Annotated in this window: 17 protein-coding genes; 9 read left to right on the forward strand and 8 right to left on the reverse strand. The window is 70.5% G+C overall.

Annotated elements, in window-relative coordinates; all coding sequences use genetic code 11:
• Window positions 1-11: 11 nt before the first annotated feature.
• Together IE153_RS32525 and IE153_RS32530 are read right to left on the reverse strand one after the other, a co-directional pair.
• Window positions 12-893, reverse strand: a complete 882-nt coding sequence (locus IE153_RS32525; RefSeq protein WP_189593315.1) for a hypothetical protein — start codon at window positions 891-893, stop codon at window positions 12-14.
• 120 nt (window positions 894-1,013) lie between these two features.
• Window positions 1,014-1,979, reverse strand: coding sequence for a helix-turn-helix transcriptional regulator (locus tag IE153_RS32530; RefSeq protein ID WP_189593316.1), 966 nt, complete (start codon window positions 1,977-1,979; stop codon window positions 1,014-1,016).
• 92 nt (window positions 1,980-2,071) lie between these two features.
• On the opposite strand from IE153_RS32530, the gene IE153_RS32535 reads away from it, so the two are divergent.
• On the forward strand, window positions 2,072-2,437 hold the full coding sequence (locus IE153_RS32535) for a VOC family protein (protein WP_189593317.1): 366 nt from the start codon (window positions 2,072-2,074) through the stop codon (window positions 2,435-2,437).
• A 72-nt stretch (window positions 2,438-2,509) separates the two neighbouring features.
• A complete protein-coding gene (locus IE153_RS32540) occupies window positions 2,510-3,514 on the forward strand; it encodes an IS481 family transposase (RefSeq protein ID WP_189593318.1) in 1,005 nt (334 codons plus the stop codon).
• Here the strand turns inward: IE153_RS32540 and IE153_RS32545 are convergent.
• Complete coding sequence (locus IE153_RS32545) at window positions 3,511-4,866, reverse strand: HEXXH motif domain-containing protein (RefSeq protein WP_189593319.1); 1,356 nt, start codon at window positions 4,864-4,866, stop codon at window positions 3,511-3,513. The genes IE153_RS32540 and IE153_RS32545 overlap by 4 nt on opposite strands.
• 355 nt (window positions 4,867-5,221) lie before the next feature.
• On the opposite strand from IE153_RS32545, the gene IE153_RS32550 reads away from it, so the two are divergent.
• The 3 genes from IE153_RS32550 to IE153_RS32560 all read left to right on the forward strand — a co-directional run bounded on the left by IE153_RS32550 (window position 5,222) and on the right by IE153_RS32560 (window position 10,199).
• Window positions 5,222-5,428 (forward strand): FxSxx-COOH-like cyclophane-containing RiPP peptide, encoded by a 207-nt coding sequence (locus IE153_RS32550; protein ID WP_107057712.1) that lies wholly within the window; start codon window positions 5,222-5,224, stop codon window positions 5,426-5,428.
• A 68-nt stretch (window positions 5,429-5,496) separates the two neighbouring features.
• A complete protein-coding gene (gene fxsT, locus IE153_RS32555; protein ID WP_189593320.1) occupies window positions 5,497-9,171 on the forward strand; it encodes an FxSxx-COOH system tetratricopeptide repeat protein in 3,675 nt (1,224 codons plus the stop codon).
• A 53-nt stretch (window positions 9,172-9,224) separates the two neighbouring features.
• Window positions 9,225-10,199 (forward strand): hypothetical protein, encoded by a 975-nt coding sequence (locus tag IE153_RS32560; protein WP_189593321.1) that lies wholly within the window; start codon window positions 9,225-9,227, stop codon window positions 10,197-10,199.
• Here the strand turns inward: IE153_RS32560 and IE153_RS32565 are convergent.
• The 3 genes from IE153_RS32565 to IE153_RS32575 all read right to left on the reverse strand — a co-directional run bounded on the left by IE153_RS32565 (window position 10,171) and on the right by IE153_RS32575 (window position 14,876).
• On the reverse strand, window positions 10,171-12,471 hold the full coding sequence (locus IE153_RS32565) for a hypothetical protein (RefSeq protein WP_229829280.1): 2,301 nt from the start codon (window positions 12,469-12,471) through the stop codon (window positions 10,171-10,173). The genes IE153_RS32560 and IE153_RS32565 overlap by 29 nt on opposite strands.
• On the reverse strand, window positions 12,461-13,483 hold the full coding sequence (locus IE153_RS32570) for a P-loop NTPase family protein (protein WP_189593322.1): 1,023 nt from the start codon (window positions 13,481-13,483) through the stop codon (window positions 12,461-12,463). The genes IE153_RS32565 and IE153_RS32570 overlap by 11 nt, the downstream gene beginning before the upstream one ends.
• Window positions 13,484-13,772: 289 nt before the next feature.
• Entirely contained in the window at window positions 13,773-14,876 is a 1,104-nt protein-coding gene (locus IE153_RS32575; protein ID WP_189593323.1) for a hypothetical protein, read from the reverse strand.
• 658 nt (window positions 14,877-15,534) lie between these two features.
• On the opposite strand from IE153_RS32575, the gene IE153_RS32580 reads away from it, so the two are divergent.
• The 4 genes from IE153_RS32580 to argG all read left to right on the forward strand — a co-directional run bounded on the left by IE153_RS32580 (window position 15,535) and on the right by argG (window position 22,037).
• Window positions 15,535-17,346, forward strand: a complete 1,812-nt coding sequence (locus IE153_RS32580; protein WP_189593324.1) for a methylmalonyl-CoA mutase family protein — start codon at window positions 15,535-15,537, stop codon at window positions 17,344-17,346.
• A complete protein-coding gene (scpA, locus tag IE153_RS32585; RefSeq protein ID WP_189593325.1) occupies window positions 17,346-19,520 on the forward strand; it encodes a methylmalonyl-CoA mutase in 2,175 nt (724 codons plus the stop codon). The genes IE153_RS32580 and scpA overlap by 1 nt, the downstream gene beginning before the upstream one ends.
• Window positions 19,517-20,509: a methylmalonyl Co-A mutase-associated GTPase MeaB gene (meaB, locus tag IE153_RS32590; RefSeq protein ID WP_189593326.1), complete on the forward strand. Its 993-nt coding sequence runs from the start codon at window positions 19,517-19,519 to the stop codon at window positions 20,507-20,509. Before scpA ends, meaB begins: the two co-directional genes overlap by 4 nt.
• Window positions 20,510-20,582: 73 nt before the next feature.
• The gene (gene argG / locus IE153_RS32595; RefSeq protein ID WP_189593327.1) at window positions 20,583-22,037 is read left to right on the forward strand and encodes an argininosuccinate synthase; all 1,455 of its coding nucleotides are present in this window, start codon (window positions 20,583-20,585) and stop codon (window positions 22,035-22,037) included.
• A 98-nt stretch (window positions 22,038-22,135) separates the two neighbouring features.
• On the opposite strand, the gene IE153_RS32600 is transcribed toward argG, so the two are convergent.
• Together IE153_RS32600 and pntB are read right to left on the reverse strand one after the other, a co-directional pair.
• Window positions 22,136-22,825, reverse strand: a complete 690-nt coding sequence (locus tag IE153_RS32600) for a neutral zinc metallopeptidase (protein ID WP_189593328.1) — start codon at window positions 22,823-22,825, stop codon at window positions 22,136-22,138.
• Window positions 22,826-22,984: 159 nt separating this feature from the next.
• A complete protein-coding gene (gene pntB / locus IE153_RS32605; protein WP_189593329.1) occupies window positions 22,985-24,418 on the reverse strand; it encodes a Re/Si-specific NAD(P)(+) transhydrogenase subunit beta in 1,434 nt (477 codons plus the stop codon).

The following is a 24,418-nucleotide window of genomic DNA, read 5'->3' on the forward strand; positions in this document are numbered from 1 at the left end:
CTGTGCCGGGATCAGTCCGCGAAGTGCGGCGCGAGCGCGGCCGCCGTCAGTCCTGCCGCGAGATAGCCGCCGAGGGTGTGGGGGTCGAGGAAGCCGATGTCCGTCGTCTCGTGCACGTCGACGGGGAAGGCTCCGCCCAGTTCCCGCGGCACCGCCAGCAGGTCGCCCACATCGGCGATGTTCACCCAGTGCCGCACGCCGGGGGGTCGCGCCCCGCGGCCGTCGACGGGTTCGGGGTCCAGCTTGCGCATGATCGCCGGGAGGCCGAGCGGCGAGCCGAGGGTGAGCAACAGGTCGATGTCCAGATCCTGGTGGGCGTGCAGGGTCTCGTACGCGACCACACTGCCCAGGGAGTGGGCGACGACGACCCGTGCGCCGTGCTCGCGGACCGCATGGGCCACCGTCGCCCGAACGGCCTTCCGGCGGGCCGGACGTGAGGTGTAGGCGTCGGTGTCCTGGAGCGTGGCCACCACCAGGCGCGACAGCAGTTCCGCCAGCCGCTGCCGGGCCGCCGGCGGCGCGTCGCCTGCACGCTGTTCCACGAGCCGGTTCACGGCCCACCGCAGCGGCGAGAGCATCCCGGCCTGGCCTTCCCGGGGCGGCGTCACGCCGCCCGCCTCCAGCCACTCCCACGCCTCGGCCTCCTGGGCGGACGTCAGGTCCTCCAGGACGCCCGCGCCCGCGGACTGTCGCTCGGGGCGGTAGTCGTCGGCGAGTTGGTGCGCGTAGTACGCCATGACCAGTTCGGGCAGCGGCACGTGCGACAACCCTGCCGCGCTCAGCCCTTTACGTAGCCGGTCCGCCGCGGCGACGGCCTTGAGCTCGGCGGCCTGCTCCGGGGACGCGCCCCGCACGAGGTTCCCGATGCCGTGCACGAGCACCACGGTTCCCATCCCCCACCACCCCCATGGCCCGGCTTACGACCTGATGCGAAGAGATTCGTACCCCGTGCGCGGCCCCGCCCAACACCGGTCGCTTCGGGGAAGGGGACGGCAACGCCTAGTTGTTGCGGGTCAGGACGTTGGTGACGGCGCATAGTGGTGGGCAAGGTTGGTGGCGAGGTTGCTGAGGTGAGCCCTGGCTTCGGTGGGGCCGTGCACGGTGATGGCGCTTCCGAACGGCAGTAGTGCTCGCACGTCCTCCAGATGCAGGAAGCGGATCGTTACCTTGTGGCCGGTGGCGGATTCTTCATAGTCGTCCTGGGCGAGTCGTTGGCCAAAGATCCGTTGCGCTCGCTCGATCTGGGTCTGGTCGATGGTGGCGCTGACCTCTATCGCGTGGTTGTGTTCCCACTGATCAACGAGCGCTGCAGCGACGGTGGCCAGGGTCTGGCTCTCGCGGATCCGTCGTGGCTGGTCGACTGCTGTCCAGGCCGTGATCCGTTCGAGTCGGTACATCCGTGGCGCTCGGGCACAGTCGGCGACGAGATACCAGATGCCGGCCTTGGCGAACAGCCCGTAGGGATCCACGACCAGGTCGCGTGGGCATGACTCGCGTGGGCTGTCGTACTCGATCCGTAGCCGGCGACCTCGCCGCACTGAGCCGATCAGCGAAGCCGGAGTCGTGCCGGAAGCGCGTGTCTGGAGCCAGGGGCGGCTGTCCACGTGCACTACGTCGGTGAGCGGCAAGAGCTCATGAACTCGACGTGGCTGTGTAGCGCCGATCTTGGAGAGCGCGCGCTGGCTTTCGACCGATGCGTTGAGCTCCGCACGTTGCTTCTCATCCAGCCCAGTGAGCGAAAGATGATCCCACTCGCCCGGCGTGAGCCGCGTGAGATCGAGCCCGGCCCCGGGCAGCATGGTCACGCCTCCGAGGCGGCCCCGTTGTGCGGTCACCGGCAGACCGGCGTCGCGGAGCCAGTTCAGGTCCCGGGTGATGGTTCGAAGGGACACCCCGAGCGCCGAGGCAAGTTCCTGTGTGGTCACTGCATCCCTTGATTCGAGGAGCAGCATCAGGGTGAAAAAGCGGTCTGGCGTCACACCCCAAGTTTTTCAGGAATTACGACACGATGCGGCGCATATCCCGATCAGGCTGGTGGATGCGTACCTACGACCTGTGAGAAGGAACAATCATGACCACATCCGTCGTGTCCATCGTCTATGTGAACGACGCTCCCGCCGCAGCTTGTTTCTACGGCGACCTCCTCGGCATGAGCCCCTCGTTCGAGACTCCGGGATACATCACCTTCGACCTCGGGCCAGGCGCTGACCTCGCTCTGTGGTCTGGCCAGTTCGAGGATCTGTCAGCGGACGTCCCGCGTACCAGTGAGGTGTGTCTGGCCAGCAACGATGGGCCCGACGAGATCAATGCGATCTTCAAGCAGTGGCAGTCCAAGGGTGTCACGATCCTGCAGGAGCCACATGATGCGGGGTTCGGGCTGACCTTCCTCGCAGCCGATCCTGACGGGAACCGTATCCGTGTCGCACCGCGGGGCTGAAAGGCCACGATGCGGCAGGCGCGACACCTGTCGTGCGCGCCTGCCGTTGTCTGACCTCGAGAGGAACGACGAGTGCTCCACGCGAATGCGCGCCTGAGCGTCGAGGGCCGTAGGCGGCTCGTGAAGCGGTGCCAGACACGTCCCATCGCCCACGTCGCCGATGAGATGGGCATCTCCCGCGCATGCGCCAGCAAGTGGGTAAATCGCTGGCGGCTACACGGTGATGCGGGATTGCAAGACCGGCCGTCGAGCCCGCACCGGAGTCCGAACGCGACTCCAGCATGGGTCATCGAGCAGATCGAGTCCTGGCGCCGCGAGCACAAGTGGTCCGCGCAACGGATCACCGACGAACTTGTGAGTATCGGGTTCGTGATCAACCGGCGAACCGTCAGCCGACACCTGACCCGGCTCGGCCTGGGCAAACGCCGCTTCATCGACCCAGGCGGCGAGAACAACCGGAAGCCGGGGAAGATCACCGCCCGCTGGCCCGGACACATGGTGCACCTGGATGTGAAGAAGGTCGGCCGGATCCCTGATGGCGGCGGGTGGCGGATCCACGGCCGGGACAGCGATCAGGCCAAGGTCGTCGGTCGGGCGAAGTCGACCGGGGCGAAGCGTGGGTACGTCTACCTGCACTCCGTCGTCGACGGTTTCTCACGGCTCGCCTACACAGAACCGCTGGGTGATGAGAAGGGCGCTACGGCTGCTGCCTTCCTTGCCCGAGCGAAGGTCTGGTTCGCCGCCCACGGCATCAGCCACATCCACCGGGTCGTCACCGACAACGGCGCTTGCTACCGCTCCGGCGACTTCGCCCGCATCGTCGGGCAAGGCCCCCGGCATCAGAGAACCAAGCCATACACACCTCGGCACAACGGGAAAGTGGAGCGCTACCAGCGCATCATGGCCGAGGAAGTCCTTTACGCCCGCGAGTTCACCAGCGAGGACGCCCGGTCAGCCGCGATCGCAGTGTGGAACATCGACTACAACTACCACCGGCCGCATAGTGCTATCGCCGGAAAGCCGCCAGCAGCACGCCTCCGCGAGAGCGTCACCAACGTCCAGCCCTCATACACCTAGTCGCCCGTCCGCCCGGCCCGGTTGCGTTCCGACCAGCGCGCACGGTGGAGGTCCGCCTGCTGCCGTGCCTCCCGCACGGCGGACTCCGGCAGCGGTACGGTGCGCAGCTCCGCCAGGGCCTTGCCCATGGTGGCGACGAAACGGCGGCCGGTGCCGGTCAGTCCGCTCCGGTCGGCCAGCATCGCCTCCCTCGTCTCGGACGCCGCCTCACGCCACCGGGCACACCGCACCTGCGCCCGGTGCCGCTCCGCCGGGTCGGACACGAAGGCCGCCTCCCGGGACCAGAAACGGGCCACGGACAGAAAGGCGTACGTGCCGTGCAGCAGGCCGTACAAGGGCCTCGGATCGTCCCGCCAGGGTGCGTAGTACCGCGCACGCGGCTCCCCCGCACCCGGCTCGGCGAGCAGGTCGACGAGGTGCATCACGGCCGCCAGTTTGCTGTGCTGCATCTCGTGGACCAGCGTCTCGGCGAGATCGCGGGCGTGCAGGGGGCGGGACAGCGTCACTCCGCCGAACATCTCGGCCGTGCTCCCGCTGCGCCCCGCCGGCGAACCCTCGGCGAAGGGCAGCGGAGTCAGCGTGCGCAGGCCTTCGTCCAGCTCCGCGGCGTAGTCGGTGTGCCGGGCCCGCAGCAGCCTCATCGCGCCCGCCGCCGTGGACCGCCAGACGCGCAGTTCGTCCTCGGGAAGCCGGTACGGCCGCTCCGCGTCCGTCGCCACGACCTGGTCGACGTCGTCGACCAGGAACGGCGCCCGAGGCCCCGGGGTCGCGCCCCGCAGCGGCCACCAGCCGGCCCGCTCGGCACCGAGCGCCGTCACGGGCGGAAGGTGCACCCGCGGGCCCGTCCCGGTTTCGAGGACACCGCCCGTGGGACTGCCGCGCAGCAGCAGGGCGGTACCGGGGGTGGTGTCCGGGAGACGGACCGCCCCCAGCCCGGGCAGCACGACTCCCGGGGGGACGGCGGTCAGAGAGATCGAGACGTCCAGGCCGGTGGCGGTGGCGGCCGCGGCCGCCACCGAGGCCAACGGCAGGGGGCCGACGGCGGCGGGCCCGCTTTCGTCGAGCGTCCGCCAGGTCGTCACCAGCCGTGGCCCCACCGAAGGGTGGCCGAGGATGCGCCGGGTCACGTCCGGCGCCGCACGCCAGGCGTCGGTGAGCACGCCGAACAGCCGGTTCATACCGCGCCAGGTGTCCCCGCCATGCTCCCCGGCCCGGTCCAGCAGGGCCCTGAGCAGCAACAGCCGCCGGCTGTACTCGCTCTCCCGCAGCATCCGGACGGATTCCGCGCCCCCGCCGCCCCGGGCGAGTGCGGTGAGCAGCCGGCTGTCCAGACGGTATGCGGACGGTGTCACCGTCGCGTGGTCCGGACTCAGGTCCGCTCCCGGAGACGCGCGAGATGCTTTGCAGTTCCGGGGGAAAGGGTCACGACACCTTTCGCGGGAGCGTCGTGCGCCACGTCCGGCTCACTCGTTTCGGTACCCATGGAGCTCCCGTGTGCGAACGAATTTGCGCTCCGAACCAGAAGGTTTCCCGCGGCGTACGAGACGATCCGAGGATCGCCCGAAGCGCCGCACTTGTCGGTAGACTCGTTCGAGTCTGACAGCAAGTCATCAGTTTGGCAGCCGAGTTGAGAGGCCACACCACAACTGTCCGGCAGTCCTCCACTCGTGGCGGATTCTCGACTCAATCGGGACGGCGGGGCTCCGTATGGATGATCAGACCGAAACGCGGGAGGTGCTGGATTCTCCCCTGGTTGATCTTTCGAATTTACCCTTCGACGCAATCCGGTCACTGCCCGAATCCGTGATAGTGAGTGCCTTGCGGCGTGTGCGACGGGAAGCGTCACGCCCCGAGGCCATGTTCACCACGAATCACGAGAAGGACCCCGGCGGCGGTGAAGCGCAGAAGGAGTGACCGCCCGAGCCCGCGCACCGCCCGTCCCCCGCGTCCGATCACCCCCGACGAAGCGAAGCGGAGCCGAGATGTCTGAGGCGGACGGCCGGATCTCCCGCCCCCGTGTGGCCGCGTTCTGTTCCACGGCGGAGGACATCGGCCAGACGACGACCCTGCTCAACACGGCCGTACTGCTGGCCCGCGCGGGCCGCAGGGTGCTCGTGCTCGACGGCCGCAACGCCGATGTGCGCACCCGGCACTACGTCCGCTCGGTCGCCCCGGCCACCGCGCTGCTGCCGGGCGAGGAGGGCGGCCCCTCCGTGGAGGAGTGGACCCCCGCCGGTGCGGCCCGTCCCATCGGACTGGCGACCCTGAAGGGCCCGGACCCGCTGGCCGCGGTCTCCGGGGCGGGTCCGGATCATCCCGCCTTCCAGGGCTACGACGACGTCCTCATCGACGCACCGCTGCCCCGTACCGAGGAACAGACCGCACAGCTGGCGCGGTTGCCGGATCTGCTCGTGGTCTGTTTCACCGCCGACTCCTCGTTCATCGAGGACGCCGCCGCCCTGGCCTGGGGCATCCTCCGGCACACCGAACGACCCCTCGACGTCATCGCACTGGCCCTGCAGACCGACTGGTCGCATGAGGACCAACTGCGCATCGCCCGCGACCGGGTCGGACCGAGCTTCGCACGGCTCTACGGCCGCCCGGTGCGCTACCTGGAGATCCCCTACCACGCGATGTCCGCCCGCAGCACCCGGCTCGGCACGGAGCTGGACAACGGCAACGGCTTCGACGAACGGGTCCTGCCGTCTCTCGAACGCCTCGTCTCCGCCCTGGACCGGCCGCACCCGGTCGCGCCCACGCACGTGACCCTCGTCCACACCTCGCGTCACACGGTCTGGGCCGACTGGATCGAGGCCCAGCTGCGCGCCCTCGGCGTCGGCGTCGTACGGCGCCCCTACAGCGGCTGGCGGCCCGAGCGCCCGGCCGACGACGGCGCCGTGCTGCTGCTGCAGCCGACCACGGTGCGCCCGGACGAACAGCGGGCGCTGCGGGCCCTGTCCGATCCGGGGATCCGGATGGTGCTGATCGACGGCGAGACGCTGCCGCCCGGGTTCGCCCACCACCAGCAGATCGACCTGCGCCGCCACGACGAGCAACGGGCCACCGAACTGCTGCTGCGCGGACTGTCGCTGCCCGTGCCGCGCCGGCTGCCCTGCTCCCCCCACCGCTTCCCCAGCGTCCCCAACCGCACCAACATCGCCGCCCGCAGCGTCACCTTCGTGGGCCGCGAGGACCTGCTCGACGACATCCGCGAGGCGCTGCGCGGCCTCGCCGGCCAGGGCCGGCCCTGTCTCCTCCGCGGCGCGCCCGGCGTGGGCAAGTCCGAAGCCCTGCTGGAGTTCTGCCACCGGTTCGGCGGCTCCTACGACGTCGTCTGGTGGGTGCGGGCCGACGCCTCCGAGAACGTCCGGGCCTCGCTCGCCGCGCTCGGCGACGCCCTGGGCGAACCCACCGCCCAGGAACTCAGCGGCCACATCCGGGCGCTGCGGGCGAGGGCCGACGAGACCGGCGAGCGGTGGCTGCTGGTCTGCGACGAACTCGACGACGTGGCACTGTTGGGCGAGGTGACGGACCTGCTGCCGACGCCGTCCGGCGACTGCCACATCCTGTTCGCCGCGCGGGGCGGGCAGGAAACCGCACCGGCCGGTGCCGTGCAGGTCGCGCCCTTCTCGCGGGGCGAGAGCGAGGCGCTGCTCCTGACGCTGCTGCCCGGCCTCAGACCGTCCCACGCACGAGACGTGGTCCACCGGGTCGGCCCGCTGCCGCTCGCCCTGCGCCTGGCCGCCTGCTGGATCGGGGCCGAGGCCACCCGGGTCGGTGAGAGGGACAACCTGAGCGGGTCCCAGGCCCGGCAGGCCGCCGTCGAGGCGTTCCTCGACGCCTTCACCGACCAGCAGCAGTCCTTCGGCCCGGGCGCGCTGGCCGGGACACAGATCCTGCTGCGCATGGCCCGCTCCTCCGTCCGCTCCAGCGCGGCGGCCGAGGCGTGGTCCCACGAACCGGCGGGTGTCGCGGCGCTGAACTGGCTGATCGACGCCTGTGCGCTGATCACCGGCGCGGGGGTCGACCTGCGGATGCTGCGCTCCCGGCCCATGAGAGCGGCGCTGGCCCAGGCGGGACCGGACCACACCGCGGACGGCAAGCCGGTGCGCCCGGCGGACGTCCTCCTCGTCGACGCCGCGTTGTGGGTGCTGCACCAGCACGGTCTGGTCGAGTTCGACTTCGCCCGCCCCGCACAGCCCGTCCGCCAGCACCGGGTGCTGCGGGACCTCATCGTGGCCCAGCTGGGCGACGCGCCGCGCATCGAGACCCAGCTGCGCGCGGTGCTCGGCGCCGACCTGCTCGGCATGGCCGACGGCCCCGCCCCGCCCGATGCCGAGACCATCACCCGGCGCGGCAGACAGATCGAGGCGCTGCGGCTCTGGGAGGACACCCGCCCCGCGGTGCAGCAGTCGCTGCTGAGCCACCTGGCCGACCTCGTCCGCACCCAGGAGGAGGAGGCGCTCAAGGAGTGTCTGCGCGTGGGCCGGCTCGCCCTGCGGAGCTGGACGGAGCAGGACTGCCTCGAACACCGGCGCCTGCGCGCTCTGTTGTCCGACGCGCAGCACCTGCGCGGCGAGTACGCGGAATCCGGTGCGCTCGCCCTCGGTGTGCTGCGGGAGTACCGGGGGAACCTCGGCCTCACCCACCCCCGCTCCCTGCAGATGGCCGACAGCTACGCGGCGAACCTGGGTTCGGCGGGCCATGTCGCCGACGCCCTCGACGAGGCCGTGCACGTCGCCCGCGGCATGGCGCGGCTGCTGGGCCCGCGGCACGGCAGCACCGAACGGGTCCACCGCAACCTGGCCTGGTGCTACGCCGCCGCCGGCGACTACCCCGCGGGCATGCGGCTGTACCGCCAGGTCTACGAACAGCGCCGGGCCATCGGCGGCGACGACGACCCCGCCGTGCGGGACATGGTCCCCTGGCTGGCGGAGATGCACCGGCTGCTCGGCCAGGACGCGGAGTCGTACCAGTTGCTCAAGCACGGCTGGACGCCGCGCAGCACGGCGCGGCCCGCGATCACCCGGGTGCCGATCACGATCGTGGCGGAGAACGGGCTCGCCGTGAGCGAGCGCCGGCTCGGTGATGCCGACCGGGCCTGGGAACGCGACACGCGAGCCCTGGACATGGCCGTCAGTGTGCTGGGAGAGCAGCACATGATCACTCAGCGGTGCCGGTTCTCCCTCGCCGTCGACCACCATCTGCTGGGCGAGCCCGAACCGGCGGTGGAGTACGCCGAGCGCTGTCTGCACACGCTGGCGGGCCGGTTCGGCCCCGAGCATCCGTCGACCCACCTGTGCCGTATGCGCCTCGGCGTCCATCTGCGCGGCGCGGGCCGGACGGAGGAGGCCCGCGAGGCCGGCCGGACCGCGAGACGCGGCCTGGAGACGGTTCTCGGCGCCCGTCACCCCTGGACCCTGGCGTCCTCCATCGCCCTGGCGGGAACCCTGGTGGCGTGCGGAGCCGAGGAGGAGGCGGTGGGACTGGAGGAGAGCGCCCAGCGCGGCTACGACCACCTCGGCCTGAACCGGCACCCGGCCAGGGCGATCGCCGCCGGCAACCTCGCCATGACCCGTGCCGGGCAGCGGGGCGCGGCGGGCAGCGGCGAACTGCCCCGGGTGCGCCGGGACATCGACGTGGAACTGTTCGTATGAACCGAAGGCGCGGTGTCCCGCGTACGTCGTCGGCCACAAGGAGTTGCACCTAGATGAATCCGGACGCCTCGGCGGCGGTGAGCGAGCCCCGGCTCCTGAGCGTGCCGCAAGTCAGCCAGAGCTACGGGCACCTGAGCAAGGAGTGCCGTGCCGCGGTCGCGGCCTGCCCGGAGATCCGGTCCATGACCCACGTCGTGCGCAACACCGTCGTCTTCGCCGTCCGCGAGGCGGAGGCCGAGCCGTTCCCCGGAGGGCTGTCCTGGGAGGACGAGGCGGACACCGAGGGCCGGCCGGGGCGTCGGCTGGTCCGCTGGGTGCTGGAGACGGAGGAGGCCATGCGACGGCTCGACGTCGGCGATCTGATGCGGACCCTCGTCGTCACCCCGGAGGGCGGTATGCAGTGCTCACGCCTGCACGCCGGCCAGTACCTGGTGGGCATCAGCGCGTCCGAGTCCGGCTGCGATGCCATGGACGACGCGACGAACCGGCTGGTCACCAAGATCAGGACCGAGCGTCAGATGGTCGACGAACTGCCCGGCGGCCGCCCCAGGGAGGTGAAGGAGCCGTTCGTCCAGGGGACTTCGCTGTTCATGCACGTCCTCACCCGCGACATGCAGGAGGCCCAGCGGCTGCGGGGCGCGTGGCACCGCCATCTCAACCCGGGCGACCTGCACTACGCGGCCTACTACCGTGACTGGTCGCTGGTCTGTTCCGGCGACGCCTTCGAGCACCAGGAGCTGGAGGACTCCTTCGCGGTCGTCTCGGTCGCGGCCCGCCGGGCGATATACCGCGACCTCGTCACCCGCCTGCGTGAGGAGCTGACGGATCTGGCGGGCATCCTCGCGCCCGTCACCCGTGCCCCGATCCGACGCCTCGTCCTCGACGTCGTGGACGGGGCTTTCTACATGCACTGGCTGGGCGACGCGGAGGGCGACTTCGTCGTCGGAGTCACCTTCCGCCAGCCCAAGGTGGCCGTGGCGGAGGAGCGTCTGCGTGATCTCATAACCGAGGTGCGGATCCGCCGCTGAACGCATCGCCCAGCTCGCGCAGCACCCGGTCGGCGAGGTGGACGAGCCGGTCCTGCGCCCTCTCACCGGGGTTCGTCGCGGGGGCCGGCGTGCCGCTCAGCGGGTCGGCGCCGCCCCGGTCCAACCGGGGCAGCGACTCCAGGGAGATCTCGAAGCCCCGGCAGATGGCGAACAGTTCTCCCTGGTCGCGTCCGGCGGGTTCGGTGCCGCCGGCGGGCACGTCGGCGGCCTCCCACCAGCCGACGACCGCCTCGCGGAACGCCCCCAGCAGCCTGCGGGCCAGTACGACCGCTCCCATGCAGCGCAGGGCGGAGTCGTCGACGAGCAGCCGGCGCGGCCGTGGCGGCCGGCCGGCGGCGGTCCGGGCGACGGGCACGAGGCTGAGCCGTGGCCCCTCCCCCTCGTCCAGCAGCCGGTCCAGTGCTTCCTGGGCATCCCGGAAAAGCGCCCGCACCGGCTCCGGCAGCCGCTCGTCCAGGGAATCGGCCGTCGGAGCCGGGGAGACGACACGCGGGTTGTCGAGGCTGTGGTCGATGCTGTCGACGCGTTCCAGGAGGGTCTGCTGCTGACCCTGGATCACGTCCAGCCGGTGGGACAACTTCTCCAGCACCGTGTTGTCCTGGCTCGCCCGCAGCCGTTCGGCGAGGCTCTGGACACCGCTGCGCAGTGCGATGTCGAAGCGGGGGTCGTCGAGCACCAGGGGCATGGTCCCGGTGGCGTCGGCGACCTGGCGGCGCATCTGCCTGCACGCGTGGCCGTTGACCACGACCAGCATCTCGATGCTCGCCGCCGCGATGTCGCGCGCGTGGCCGAGGAAACCCGCGATGTCGGCGACGCCGGAGCGGGTCAGCAGCGAGCGCACCGGCAGCACGACGATCCACGCCGTGCGGGTGACCTCGATCCAGCGGGGTTCGCCGGAGCCCGGTGGTCCCGGAAGGTCCCCCAGGTCACGGGGCGGCGCGTTGTGCCACCACTGGTCGCCGGCGAGTACGCGTTCCAGCCGGCGCGCCGCCTCGCTCATCGGCCGCTTCTCGTGGGTGGTCCGGATCGCCTCGTGCACGGCCTCGATGTCGATCTTCGGGCTGCCGCCCAGCGCGGCATGGTCCCAGGCTCCTTCGCAGATCCGCAGAATCTGCCGGGGAACCCCGTCGGAGAGGGTCACGACCTGTCCCACGGCGGGGTCGGAGAACGGCGCGCAGGACTTGTCCTGCGGCACCCGGCCCGAACCGAGCAGGTGCTGCTTGATCAGGTCCTCGGTCGCGGGGCGCTCCCAGCTGTCGAGCCACAGCGGCAGCACCCGCTCGTGCAGAGACGCGGGCAGGGAGCTCCAGAGGTCGGGCCGGACACAGAAGACCAGCAGACCGCCCTGGTTGATGTACCGGTTGACCAGCATCTCGAAGGCGTTCAGGAACAACGCCCGGTCCTGCGTGGTCCATTCGACGATCTTGTCCACCTCGTCCAGCACCAGCGCGTACGGCCGATCGCTCTGGCCGTAGACGAGGCTGAACACCGCGAAGGCTTCGAGGACGCCCTGGATGCCCTGGATCGGCTGGGTGACGCCCCGCTGTTGCAGGGGAGCCGAGGGGGCCTCTCCGGACAGCCAGCGGAAGATGTCCGTCTGGTACGTCTGGTTGGGGAGCAGGGCGAGCGCGGTGGCGAAGGCCCGGTGGTCGGTGACGCCCCGCAGATGCCGGCGGAGGTGGCTGTGGATGAGCTCCTCGTCGAGGTCGAAGGCCCGCGCGATCTTGTGCGGATCCAGCCTCCGGTCCCTCAAGCCGCTGAGGAACTCGTCGCGCGCGCCCCCCAGCCGGCCGGTCTCGTCCTGTTCCAGCAGCTCCGCCGTGACGTCCGCGTAGTAGTCGGTGATGGCCTGCATGAAGTCGGCCATGGCTTCGAGATCGTCACGGGGGCTCATGACGCGGTGCTGGAAGACGGACCGCATGTCCACCGAGGGCTGACCGATCACCCACAGCGCGGGCGTCGGGGTGCTCTGCCTGAGGGCGTCCGTGATCTGGGCGGCGAGATGACTCTTGCCGAGGCCGAACTCGCCGACGAGGGCGAGGACACGGCCCCTGGTCGAGGAGTCCCCGGTGTGGTCGAGGTAGCGGTGCACCTGTTCCATGAGCTGTTCGTTGATCCGCCTGCGCACATGGACGGGTGGGCGCGGGGGGCCGGTTCCGACCTGGGTGGTGTCGCCGAATCCCTCCAACTGCACGCTCGTACTGCCTCGGAAGGGGTTCTCCTCCGCGACCGGGAAGGCGTCAGGGCTCATCTCGTCGGTCCTCTTCGTCGTCAGGAAGCTCATTCGGTTCACGACCGGCCGTCCCGGATGGTTCCTCCTCGGGGTCGTCCGGTTCGGACGGGCCCCCTCTGAGGAAGTCGTCCGGATTCGGTTCCTCCTTGGCGAACCGGAGAACTATGCGACTTCGCCGCAAGTAGGCCTCGTCGGCCTGCAGTGCTTCGTCCGCCGCCTCACGCAGAAAGGTCTGGAGCTTCGCAATGCTGACGAAGACCCAGGGCGCCGGTTCGCACTCGAGCAGATCCTCGTGAATGTCGACCTTCGGGCTCGGAATATCCGGAAGCTCCATCCACAGCCGTAGATATCTGCCCCAGTCCTCCCGGGCGAGCCTTCCGGTCTGGAGGTGCGTGACGCCCCGAAGCTGGGTTTCGTCGAAAATCAGGCCGATCTCTTTCTCGAGAGCGGTGTATTCCGTCTCGACGAAGAAGACGACCCCGCGGTCGGCCTTCTGGTGGCAGAACCGGAGAAAGGCCCATCGGGAGTCCTGGTCCTCCCACTTGATGTGCGGAATGATCACCGCGAGTCTTCGGCCCAAGTGCGCCAGCGCGTCGGTGAGGGCGTGCCAGGAGTCGAAGTGGTCGGTCGAGTCGATCTCCGGACCGCAGACCTCCGCGAATCCGGGTGTCTTCCTCAGTGCCTTGACCACGGTGCGGAAGATGCGGTCGATCACCGTGCTGAGCTCCGGTGCTTCCGTGTGCCCACTGGGCGACGATTCCAGGTCGCGCCCGTTGTTGCGCACACCGGTGACGGGAACGACCGAGACCGCACCGGACGGCTCACGTCGGCACCACGGCTTCGAACTCTCGTCCCGCGGCTGGGCGTCGGGCCGGTCGTCGTCACCGCCCTTGGGGTCTTCCAGTCCCGAGACGAACTCATGGACGCACCGGTGGAGGAGGCTGCTCTTTCCCGTGCCGGGCAGTCCGCTCACCACGACCAGGTGACCGCGTCCGTCCCGGTCCGGGGTGATGTTGCGCGCGACCTGCACGAGCTGGTCCCGGAAGGTGTGCACCGCCACGGGCACGTGCTTGAGCTCCACCCACAGGTCCTCGTGACCTTCGATGCACCACGGAACCAGCGGCTCGTACGGGAGCCACGGCGGTTCGCCCCCCGCGGGAGGCGTTCCGAACATGTTGCAGTGGATGTACGGCATGGTGTGTTCCCCCGAGGTTGTGCTCCGGGCGTCCCGTCCCCTTGGATCGCCCGGTGTCGTACGTGGTGTGCAGTGCGGCCGGGATGCCGGCGAGGCGCGTGACGGGCCCATGCCTCCCCCTGACTCATCCAAGTTCCGGTTTGAGTTCCTGACGTTTGGCTGTGGCGGCGTGCTGAGGCTCCGGTGCGGTGGAGAAGTCCCGCCGCCACCTGTCGACGCGGGCCCACTGGAAGGTGTGGTGCAGGAGGTTGACCGTCACGATCGCGGGTCCGACGACACCCACCGTGCCGGGAAACCTCGGTTCCAGAGCGAGGGCGAGGAGGATCGCGGTGATGCCGTTCTGCTGACCGAATCCGAGGTGGGCGAGATCCGGCCAGGTCAGCCGGGGGCGCACCAGCAGCCGGCTGATGAGCAGGGTGACGAGCAGCTGCGCGGCGAACGCGCTCGCGCCGAGTACGAGCCCTTCCCGGAGGAAGACCTCGCCGGACGCGAGGACCACTCCGAGGACGGCCGAGGCGGTGAGGAAGGCCAGGGCGACCGCCGACTCGAGGCCCGCGCCGAAGCGGCCCAGGCGGACGAACAGTCCGGTCAGGGCCACGGCGAGGACCATCATGTCCTGCGCGGCGAACAGGATCAGCGCGACGACCAGCGCCAGCGCCACGACGTCGGCGGCCGGCCGGGCACCGGGCCCGCGCGCCGGCCCGTGGCTCCCGAGCCAGGCGGAGGCCGCCCACCAGAGGGCCGCCACCAGGGCGAACAGTCCCAGATTGAGGAGCAGGTCGACGAACACCGCGGCGGTGTCCGTGACGACCGACCCGTCACCGGCCGCCCCGGCGCCGTACCGGACGGCGAGGGCGGAGAAGTAGAGCGTGAGCAGGACCGTCATGGGGTCGTCGAACGCGGCCCAGACCGACAGGATCGTCTTGGCCCGCGGCGACACCCGGTCGCTCTTCTGCGTGGCGGCCACCGACAGAGGGTCGATCTGCGCCACGGCGATGCCCAGGACGAGGTATTCCGGCCGGTCGAAGGCCAGCACCATGACGGTGGCGATGAGGGAGGCCTTGACGAGGACGCCCACGGTGACGGCGACCAGGACGACCTTGAGGGAGCGTCTGACTTCGGCGAAGTCGATGTCGTGTGTGCTGCCGTAGAGACCGATCGCGAGAAGCAGTCCTGCGGCGTACTGGTATCCGGCCGCGTGCGAAAGGTTCTGCGGGTGTGTCAGCAATCCGAGGACCGCCCCGCCGATCAGAGCGATACACGCGCCGACGACGACGCGCGGCAGGCCGGCACTGGTTCTGCCTCGTAACCGACTCAGTCCCAATGCCATTGCTCCGTCCGCCCTGATATCGGGTTCCGTCGCGCGGCGTGGGTCTGGGAACCAAGAGGTTCGTCATGGGCGTGGCAGCGCGAGTGGTTCATCATGCACCACACGCGTACCACCGCAGTCAAAGATCGGCTGACAAGCAACGCTTTCTCACCCCCCGTAGCTGCCCGCTCGACAAGGCGCACCCAATTCAGCGTATCGGGATAGTCGCCTGTCGGGCAGGGGATCGACGCCTCTCTTGTTGCTCATGCGGACCATGGGGCCCAGGGATGCCGATCAGGCACGCACCGTACGCGGTCGGGGGACGCCTGGGGGTTGACACCCGACACCCGTTCACTTTTCATCTGATCGTCATCCCGGAATGACAGAGAAATGCGCCGGTTCGCTCGAAAGCCGTCCCAGGACGGCGGACAGCCGGCCGCCGCCCCCGCCGCTCCAGTGCCTGACCAGCTCCGGCCTCAAGAGCGGCAGAGGGAGATCGGGGCCACATTCCCGGAGAGGGCAAGGTCACAGCCGTTCCCTCTGCTGCTCGTTCGTTAACGTGGCCTAACATCCGAGCATGACGGTCCTGCCTGACGACGGGCTTGAGCTGGCCGGCGAGTTCCCTGACGTGCCCCATGAGCAGTGGCAGCGCCTTGTGGCGGGTGTCCTGCGCAAATCGGGCAAGGACGTCGAGGGGGCCGCGGCCGAGGAAGCCCTGTCCACCGCGCTGGAGGACGGGTTGCGCACCCGCCCCCTCTACACCGCCCACGACTCCGCGCCCGAGCCGGGCCTGCCCGGGTTCGCCCCCTTTGTGCGCGGCGCCCGCGCCGAGGGGAACACGGTCGGCGGCTGGGACGTACGGCAACGGCACACGGTGGCCGACCGTGACGCGGTGCTCGGGGACCTGGAGAACGGCGTCACCTCCCTCTGGCTGACGGTCGGGGAGGGCGGCATCGCGGTGCCCGACCTCGGCCGGGTCCTCGACGGCGTGTACCTCGACCTGGCGCCCGTGGTCCTCGACGCGGGGCGCGACGCCGAGCCCGCCGCGCGGGAGTTGCTGCGGGTGTACGAGGAGCGGGGTGTCGCCCGGGACGCGGCGCGCGGCAACCTGGGCGCGGATCCGCTCGGGCACGAGGCCCGTACCGGTCAGCGGTGCGACACCGCTCCGGCGGCGGAGCTCGCGCGGCTGTGCGCCGGGGAGTACCCGGGGCTGCGGGCGCTGACCGTGGACGCGCTGCCGTACCACGAGGCCGGTGGTTCGGCCGCCCAGGAGCTGGGCTGCTCGCTGGCCACCGGCGTGGCGTACCTGCGGGAGCTGTCCGGGGCCGGCCTGGACGTCGAACAGGCCTGTGCGCAGCTGGAGTTTCGGTACGCGGCGACCGTCGACCAGTTCCTGACGATCGCCAAGCTGCGGGCCGCGCGCCGACTGTGGGCCCGGGTGGCCGAGGTCTGCGGAGCGCCCCGGGCGGGGGCGCAGCTCCAGCACGTCGTGACGTCGCCGGTGATGATGACGCGCCGCGACCCGTGGGTGAACATGCTGCGCGCCACGATCGCCACGCTGGCCGCCGGCGCGGGCGGGGCCGACGCGGTCACCGTGCTGCCCTTCGACCACGCCCTCGGCCTGCCGGACGCGTTCGCGCGCCGCATCGCCCGCAACACCTCCACGATCCTCATCGAGGAGTCGCACCTGGCCCGGGTGATCGACCCGGCGGGCGGCTCCTGGTACGTGGAGCGGCTCACCGACGAACTCGCCCACGCGGGATGGGAGTTCTTCCAGCGGATCGAGAGCCTCGGCGGCATGCCGGCCGCCCTGCGCTCGGGCGACCTGGAGCGGGATCTCGCCGAGACCTGGCAGGCCCGCGCGGGCCTGCTGGCCAAGCGGCGCGAACCCATCACCGGTGTCAGCGAGTTCCCGTTCCTCGCGGAGAAGCCGGTGGTCCGCGCGAGTGCTCCCGAGCCGCGTTCCGGCGGCCTGCCGCGCGTACGGCGTGACGAGGCGTACGAGGCGCTGCGTGCCCGCTCCGACGCCCACCTCGCGGCGACCGGCTCCCGGCCGCGGGTCTTCCTCGCCGCGCTGGGCCCGGCCGCGGCTCACACCGCACGTCTCACCTTCGCCTCGAACCTCTTCCAGGCCGGCGGCATCGAGCCGGTCACGGAAGGCACCTTCGAGGAGAGCGGTGCGACGGAGGCCGTGCTGTGCTCCAGCGACGCGCTGTACGCGGAGCAGGCCGAGGCCGTCGTCCGGGACCTGAAGGCCGCCGGTGCCCGGCATGTGTTCCTCGCGGGCCGTCCCGGGGAGTACCCCGGTGTCGACGCGTACGTGTTCGCGGGCTGTGACGCCGTCGCCGTGCTGTCCGCCACCCTCGACCGCATGGGAGTTGTGTCCTGATGGGAATCCCCGACTTCTCCGGGATCGAGCTGGGCACGCCGGCCCCCGACGGCGGCGCCGACGAGTGGCGTACGGCGGTCAAGAACGCGTCCGGCGGGGACGACCTGCTCTGGGAGACCCCGGAGGGCATCGCCGTCAAGCCGCTCTACACGGGACGTGACCTGGAGGGCCTGGACTTCCTCGACACGCGGCCGGGAGCGGCGCCGTTCCTGCGCGGCCCGTACCCGACGATGTACGTCAACCAGCCCTGGACGATCCGCCAGTACGCCGGCTTCTCGACGGCCGAGGAGTCCAACGCCTTCTACCGGCGCAATCTCGCGGCCGGCCAGAAGGGCCTGTCGGTCGCCTTCGACCTGCCGACGCACCGCGGCTACGACAGTGACCACCCGCGCGTGACGGGCGACGTCGGCATGGCGGGCGTGGCCATCGACTCCATCTACGACATGCGGCAGCTGTTCGACGGGATCCCGCTGGACAAGATGACGGTGTCGATGACGATGAACGGTGCCGTGCTGCCGGTGCTGGCGCTGTACATCGTGGCGGCGGAGGAGCAGGGCGTACCGCCCGAGAAGCTGGCCGGAACCATTCAGAACGACATTCTGAAGGAGTTCATGGTCCGCAACACCTACATCTATCCGCCGAAGCCGTCGATGCGGATCATCTCCGACATCTTCGCCTACACCTCGCAGCGGATGCCGCGCTACAACTCCATCTCCATCTCCGGCTACCACATCCAGGAGGCGGGTGCGACGGCCGACCTGGAGCTGGCGTACACGCTCGCGGACGGGGTCGAGTACATCCGCGCGGGGCGTGAAGCGGGCCTGGACGTGGACGCGTTCGCGCCGCGGCTGTCGTTCTTCTGGGCCATCGGCATGAACTTCTTCATGGAGGTCGCCAAGCTGCGGGCGGCGCGCCTGCTGTGGGCGAAGCTGGTGAGGCAGTTCGACCCGCAGAACGCCAAGTCCCTTTCCCTGCGCACCCATTCGCAGACCTCGGGCTGGTCGCTGACCGCGCAGGACGTCTTCAACAACGTGACGCGCACGTGTGTCGAGGCCATGGCGGCGACGCAGGGCCACACGCAGTCGCTGCACACCAACGCCCTCGACGAGGCGCTCGCGCTGCCCACCGACTTCTCGGCGCGCATCGCCCGCAACACGCAGCTGCTGCTCCAGCAGGAGTCCGGCACGACCCGGGTGATCGACCCCTGGGGCGGCAGCGCGTACGTGGAGAAGCTGACGTACGACCTGGCCCGGCGGGCCTGGCAGCACATCGAGGAGGTCGAGGCCGCGGGCGGCATGGCCAAGGCCATCGACGCGGGCATCCCGAAGCTGCGCATCGAGGAGGCCGCGGCCCGCACACAGGCCCGGATCGACTCGGGCCGTCAGCCGGTCATCGGCGTCAACAAGTACCGGGTGGAGACCGACGAGCAGATCGACGTCCTGAAGGTCGACAACTCCTCCGTGCGGGCGCAGCAGATCGAGAAGCTGCGGCGGCTGCGCGCGGAGCGGGACGAGCGGGCCTGCCAGGACGCGCTGGACGCGCTGACCCGGGCCGCCGGCGGCGAGGGCAACCTGCTGGAGCTGGCGGTGCACGCGGCCCGTGCGAAGGCCACGGTCGGGGAGATCTCCGACGCCCTGGAGAAGGTGTACGGCCGGCACGCGGGGCAGATCCGTACGATCTCCGGCGTGTACCGCAACGAAACCGGAGAGTCCCCGAGCGTGGACCGCACCCGCACCCTGGTGTCCGCCTTCGAGGAGGCCGAGGGCCGCCGCCCGCGCATCCTGGTCGCGAAGATGGGCCAGGACGGTCACGACCGCGGCCAGAAGGTGATCGCCACGGCCTTCGCCGACCTCGGTTTCGACGTGGACGTCGGCCCGCTGTTCCAGACGCCCGCCGAGGTCGCGCGGCAGGCCGTCGAGGCGGACGTGCACATCGTCGGCGTCTCCTCGCTGGCGGCCGGTCACCTCACCCTCGTCCCGGCGCTGCGCGAGGCGCTGGCCGAGGAGGGCCGCGAGGACATCATGATCGTGGTCGGCGGGGTGATCCCGCCGCAGGACGTGCCGACGCTGCTGGAGATGGGCGCGGCGGCCGTCTTCCCGCCCGGGACGGTGATCCCGGACGCGGCCCACGACCTGGTGCGGCGGCTGTCGGACGGCCTCGGGCACGCCCTGTGATCGATGTCGACGCGTATGTGAAGGGCGTACTCGACGGGAAGCGGGCGATCATCGCCCGCGCCATCACACTCGTCGAGTCGACCCGGCCGCAGCACCGGGCGCTGGCCCAGGAACTGCTGACCGCGCTGCTGCCGCTCAGCGGCCGGGCCCGGCGGATCGGCGTCAGCGGGGTGCCGGGCGTGGGCAAGTCGACGTTCATCGACGCGTTCGGCACACTGCTGACCTCGCTCGGACACCGGGTGGCGGTCCTGGCCGTGGATCCCTCCTCCAGCCGTACGGGCGGTTCCATCCTGGGTGACAAGACCCGGATGGAGCGCCTGGCCGTGGACCCGGCGGCGTTCGTGCGCCCGTCCCCCACGGCGGGCACGCTGGGCGGGGTCGCGAAGGCCACCCGCGAATCGATCGTGGTGATGGAGGCGGCCGGCTACGACGTGGTCCTGGTGGAGACGGTCGGTGTCGGCCAGTCCGAGACCGCCGTCGCGAACATGGTCGACACCTTCCTGCTGCTCACCCTCGCGCGCACGGGCGACCAGCTCCAGGGCATCAAGAAGGGCGTGCTGGAGCTCGCCGACGTGATCGCCGTCAACAAGGCGGACGGGCCGCACGAGCGCGACGCCCGTGCCGCCGCGCGGGAACTGGCGGGCGCGCTGCGCCTGATGCACGGCAAGGACGCGTTCTGGACCCCGCCGGTGCTGCACTGCAGTGCCCGCGAGTCGACCGGCCTGGACACGGTGTGGGAGCGCCTGGAGCAGCACCGCACCCTGCTGGACTCCACCGGCCGCCTCACCGCGAAGCGGCGCGACCAGCAGGTCGACTGGACCTGGACCATGGTCCGCGACGAACTCCTCGGCCGCCTCCAGGCCGACCCGGCGGTACGGGCGCTGGCGCCGGTGCTGGAACAGCGGGTCCGGGAGGGCGAGCTCACCCCGACGCTGGCCGCGGAGCGGATCCTCGGTGCGCTCGGGGGTTCCGGGACAGCGGGTCCCTGAGCCCTGAGCAGCCGGGACGGCGATTTCGCATACCCGGCTTGCATGACTATGCAAAGTGATACATACTCTTTCTATGTCCAAGGTCCTCACCTCCCTGCCCGCCGGCGAACGCGTCGGCATCGCCTTCTCGGGCGGTCTCGACACCTCCGTCGCGGTCGCGTGGATGCGCGACAAGGGCGCCGTCCCGTGCACCTACACCGCCGACATCGGCCAGTACGACGAGCCCGACATCGCCTCGGTGCCCGGCCGCGCCAAGACCTACGGGGCCGAGATCGCGCGTCTGGTCGACTGCCGTGCCGCGCTCGTCGAGGAGGGCCTGGCCGCACTGACCTGCGGCGCGTTCCACATCCGCTCGGGCGGGCGGGCGTACTTCAACACCACCCCGCTCGGCCGCGCCGTCACCGGCACGCTCCTGGTCAGGGCGATGCTCGAGGACAACGTCCAGATCTGGGGCGACGGCTCGACCTTCAAGGGCAACGACATCGAGCGGTTCTACCGCTACGGCCTGCTCGCCAACCCCCACCTGCGCATCTACAAGCCCTGGCTGGACGCGAACTTCGTGACGGAGCTCGGCGGCCGCAAGGAAATGTCGGAGTGGCTGCTGGCCCACGGCCTGCCCTACCGGGACAGCACGGAGAAGGCGTACTCCACGGACGCCAACATCTGGGGCGCCACCCACGAGGCCAAGACGCTGGAGCACCTGGACACCGGCGTCGAGACCGTCGAGCCGATCATGGGCGTCCGGTTCTGGGACCCGTCGGTCGAGATCGCCGCCGAGGACGTGACGATCGGCTTCGCCGAGGGCCGCCCGGTGACGATCAACGGCAAGGAGTTCGCCTCCCCCGTCGACCTGGTCATGGAGGCCAACGCCATCGGCGGCCGGCACGGCCTGGGCATGTCGGACCAGATCGAGAACCGGATCATCGAGGCCAAGAGCCGCGGCATCTACGAGGCCCCGGGCATGGCCCTGCTGCACGCCGCCTACGAGCGCCTCGTCAACGCGATCCACAACGAGGACACCCTCGCCCAGTACCACGCCGAGGGCCGGCGCCTCGGCCGGCTGATGTACGAGGGCCGCTGGCTGGACCCGCAGGCGCTGATGATCCGCGAGTCGCTCCAGCGCTGGGTCGGCGCCGCCGTCACCGGCGAGGTGACGCTGCGGCTGCGGCGCGGTGAGGACTACTCGATCCTCGACACCATGGGCCCGGCGTTCAGCTACCACCCGGACAAGCTGTCCATGGAGCGCACCGAGGACTCCGCGTTCGGCCCGGTGGACCGGATCGGCCAGCTCACCATGCGCAACCTCGACATCGCAGACTCCCGCGCCAAGCTGGAGCAGTACGCGGGCATCGGCCTGATCGGCACCGGCAGCCCCACCATCGGCGCCTCCCAGGCCGCCGCGACCGGACTGATCGGCACCATGCCGGAGCTGCCGCAGGGCGGCGCCGAGGCCATCGCCTCCCGGGGTGAGGTCTCGGAGGAGGACGCGTGGCTGGACCGGGCCGCGATGGAGTCCGGCACGGACTGACCCCACAGCACCGCCGGGAGGCCGGCCCGACATCGCGTCGGGCCGGCCTCGACGCGCGATGCACGCACGGCGAACACGCCTGTTCTGTGGGGTCCTTGCTACCGGCCCAGTGCCGACGCGCCTTCGGTGGACGCCTCTTCGGGCAAGCACCCGTCGACCCCTGCCTCCTGCCCCATGGCGAAGGCGTCGACCCGCTCGGAGGCGCTTCCGTGGTCCCCTTCCTTCGTCCAGGGGGTCTGGTCGGCGTCCCGTACGAGGGCCGTGTGCAGCTCGTCGACGTCCCCCGAGTCGAAGACGACCGTTCCGTCCTGCGCGGCACCCTCGAGTTCAGCGCCGGCCAGGCAGTCCGCCTGCAACTCACCGTCGACCGTCTGCAGTTCGGCGTCCAGGCGGTTCTGTATCGCATGGCCCCATTCGTGCGCGACGACCAGGTAGACGAACGCGTCTCCGTACCGGTAGCCGAACTCCATGAGGTCGGTGTCCCAGGCGACGTAGTCCTCGACCGTGCTGCAGTAGAAGGCGTTGTCGTCCTCCAGCGGTTCCCCGTCGCAGGTGGGGACATCCGCGGAAGCGCCGTCGTACTCGCCCAGGACAGTGGGCGGGACGTAGGTCTCCGTGAAGAACTCGGACCAGTGGGCGTCCCAATACGCGTCGACGGCCTGCACGGCTGTTTCGATGTCCTCGCCCATGTCGTCACGCGCGGGGGCCCCGTACGCATAACCACCTGAAACGGCCAGCACCGCAGTGGCCAGCAGTGCGCACACGCGTATCCGAAGCTGATGGGTCATGACCGACTCCGCACCATGCCGGTGTCGCAACGCGGCTGCGCCCTCGGCGCGTGCCCGGCGTTGCCGTGATGCCTCTCCACACCAGTCAACGCCGATACCGTGCCGACCGCACCCCCGGCCGGCCGGTGCCCCGCCGGCCGTACCGGCGGGGCACCGGGCTCAGCGCGAGGTGCCGGCCATCTCCCGGACCGGTGCATCCAGGGAGTCCAGGCCGCGCAGGATGTCCTCCACGCGCTGCCGGGCGTCACCGAACAGCATCTGGGTGTTCTCGCGGAAGAACAGCGGGTTCTGCACGCCCGCGTAGCCGGCGGCCATGGAGCGCTTGAAGACGATCACGTTGGACGCCTCCCAGACGTGCAGGACCGGCATCCCGGCGATGGGGCTGGAGGGGTTGTCGGTCGCGGCCGGGTTGACCGTGTCGTTGGCGCCGATGACCAGGACGACCGAGGTGGCGGCGAAGTCGTCGTTGATCTCGTCCATCTCCAGGACGATGTCGTAGGGCACGTTGGCCTCGGCGAGCAGCACGTTCATGTGCCCGGGCAGCCGCCCTGCGACGGGGTGGATGCCGAAGCGCACCTCGACGCCCCGGTCGCGCAGCTTGCGCGCCAACTCGGCGACCGGGTACTGGGCCTGGGCGACGGCCATGCCGTAACCCGGCGTGATGATGACCGAGGTGGCGTCGCGGAGCAGTTCGGCGGTCTCCTCGGCGTTGATCTCCCGGTGCTCGCCGTGCTCGTCGTCGTCGGCGGCGGCCGCCGGGGTCCCGAAGCCGCCCGCGATCACCGAGATGAAGGAGCGGTTCATCGCCTTGCACATGATGTACGACAGGTAGGCACCGGAGGAGCCGACCAGCGCGCCGGTGACGATGAGCAGGTTGTTGGCGAGCAGGAAGCCCGAAGCGGCCGCGGCCCAGCCGGAGTAGCTGTTGAGCATGGAGACGACCACCGGCATGTCACCGCCGCCGATGGAGGCGACCAGGTGGGCGCCGAGGGCGAGCGCGATCACGGTGACCGCGATGAGCAGGCCCATGCCGGGGCGTACGACGAACGCCACCGTGAGCCCGACGAACGCGACGAGCGCGCCGATGTTGAGGACGTGCTTGCCGGGCAGCGTGAGCGGACGGGAGTTGATGCGCGCCGAGAGCTTCAGGTAGGCGACGACGGAGCCCGTGAAGGTGACGGCGCCGATGAACACCCCGATGAACACCTCGGCGTGATGGATGCCCAGCAGCGAGCCCGAGAGTTCGGCGTCGACGTCGAGGTAGCCGTTCCAGCCGACGAACGCGGCGGCCAGGCCCACGAGGCTGTGCATGATGGCGATCAGCTCCGGCATGCCGGTCATCTCCACCACCCGGGCCCGCCACAGGCCGATGCCCGCGCCGAGGGCCGTGGCGACGACGATCAGCACGAGCCCGCTCGCGGTGATGCTGCGGGAGGCGAGCCCGACCGTGGCGGCCAGGGCGACGACCATGCCCGCGATGCCCCAGACGACTCCCGAACGGGACGTCTTGTGCTGGGAGAGTCCGGCGAGGCTGAGGATGAACAGCAGCGCCGCGACGACGTAGGCGGCCTGGGCGGCCGTGTCTGTGGTCAT

Origin of the sequence: Streptomyces massasporeus, assembly GCF_014648995.1 — a bacterium.
Classification (GTDB): Bacteria; Actinomycetota; Actinomycetes; order Streptomycetales; family Streptomycetaceae; genus Streptomyces; species Streptomyces massasporeus.

What these genes read in the sequence shown, in the direction of transcription:
- IE153_RS32535 (WP_189593317.1), top strand. Translation starts at nt 2,072, where the DNA reads ATGACCACATCCGTCGTGTCCATCGTCTATGTGAACGACGCTCCCGCC.
- IE153_RS32600 (WP_189593328.1), bottom strand. Translation starts at nt 22,825, where the DNA reads ATGACCCATCAGCTTCGGATACGCGTGTGCGCACTGCTGGCCACTGCG.
- IE153_RS32560 (WP_189593321.1), top strand. Translation starts at nt 9,225, where the DNA reads ATGAATCCGGACGCCTCGGCGGCGGTGAGCGAGCCCCGGCTCCTGAGC.
- IE153_RS32550 (WP_107057712.1), top strand. Translation starts at nt 5,222, where the DNA reads ATGGATGATCAGACCGAAACGCGGGAGGTGCTGGATTCTCCCCTGGTT.
- argG (WP_189593327.1), top strand. Translation starts at nt 20,583, where the DNA reads ATGTCCAAGGTCCTCACCTCCCTGCCCGCCGGCGAACGCGTCGGCATC.
- pntB (WP_189593329.1), bottom strand. Translation starts at nt 24,418, where the DNA reads ATGACCACAGACACGGCCGCCCAGGCCGCCTACGTCGTCGCGGCGCTG.
- IE153_RS32525 (WP_189593315.1), bottom strand. Translation starts at nt 893, where the DNA reads ATGGGAACCGTGGTGCTCGTGCACGGCATCGGGAACCTCGTGCGGGGC.
- IE153_RS32580 (WP_189593324.1), top strand. Translation starts at nt 15,535, where the DNA reads ATGACGGTCCTGCCTGACGACGGGCTTGAGCTGGCCGGCGAGTTCCCT.
- IE153_RS32565 (WP_229829280.1), bottom strand. Translation starts at nt 12,471, where the DNA reads ATGAGCCCTGACGCCTTCCCGGTCGCGGAGGAGAACCCCTTCCGAGGC.
- fxsT (WP_189593320.1), top strand. Translation starts at nt 5,497, where the DNA reads ATGTCTGAGGCGGACGGCCGGATCTCCCGCCCCCGTGTGGCCGCGTTC.
- scpA (WP_189593325.1), top strand. Translation starts at nt 17,346, where the DNA reads ATGGGAATCCCCGACTTCTCCGGGATCGAGCTGGGCACGCCGGCCCCC.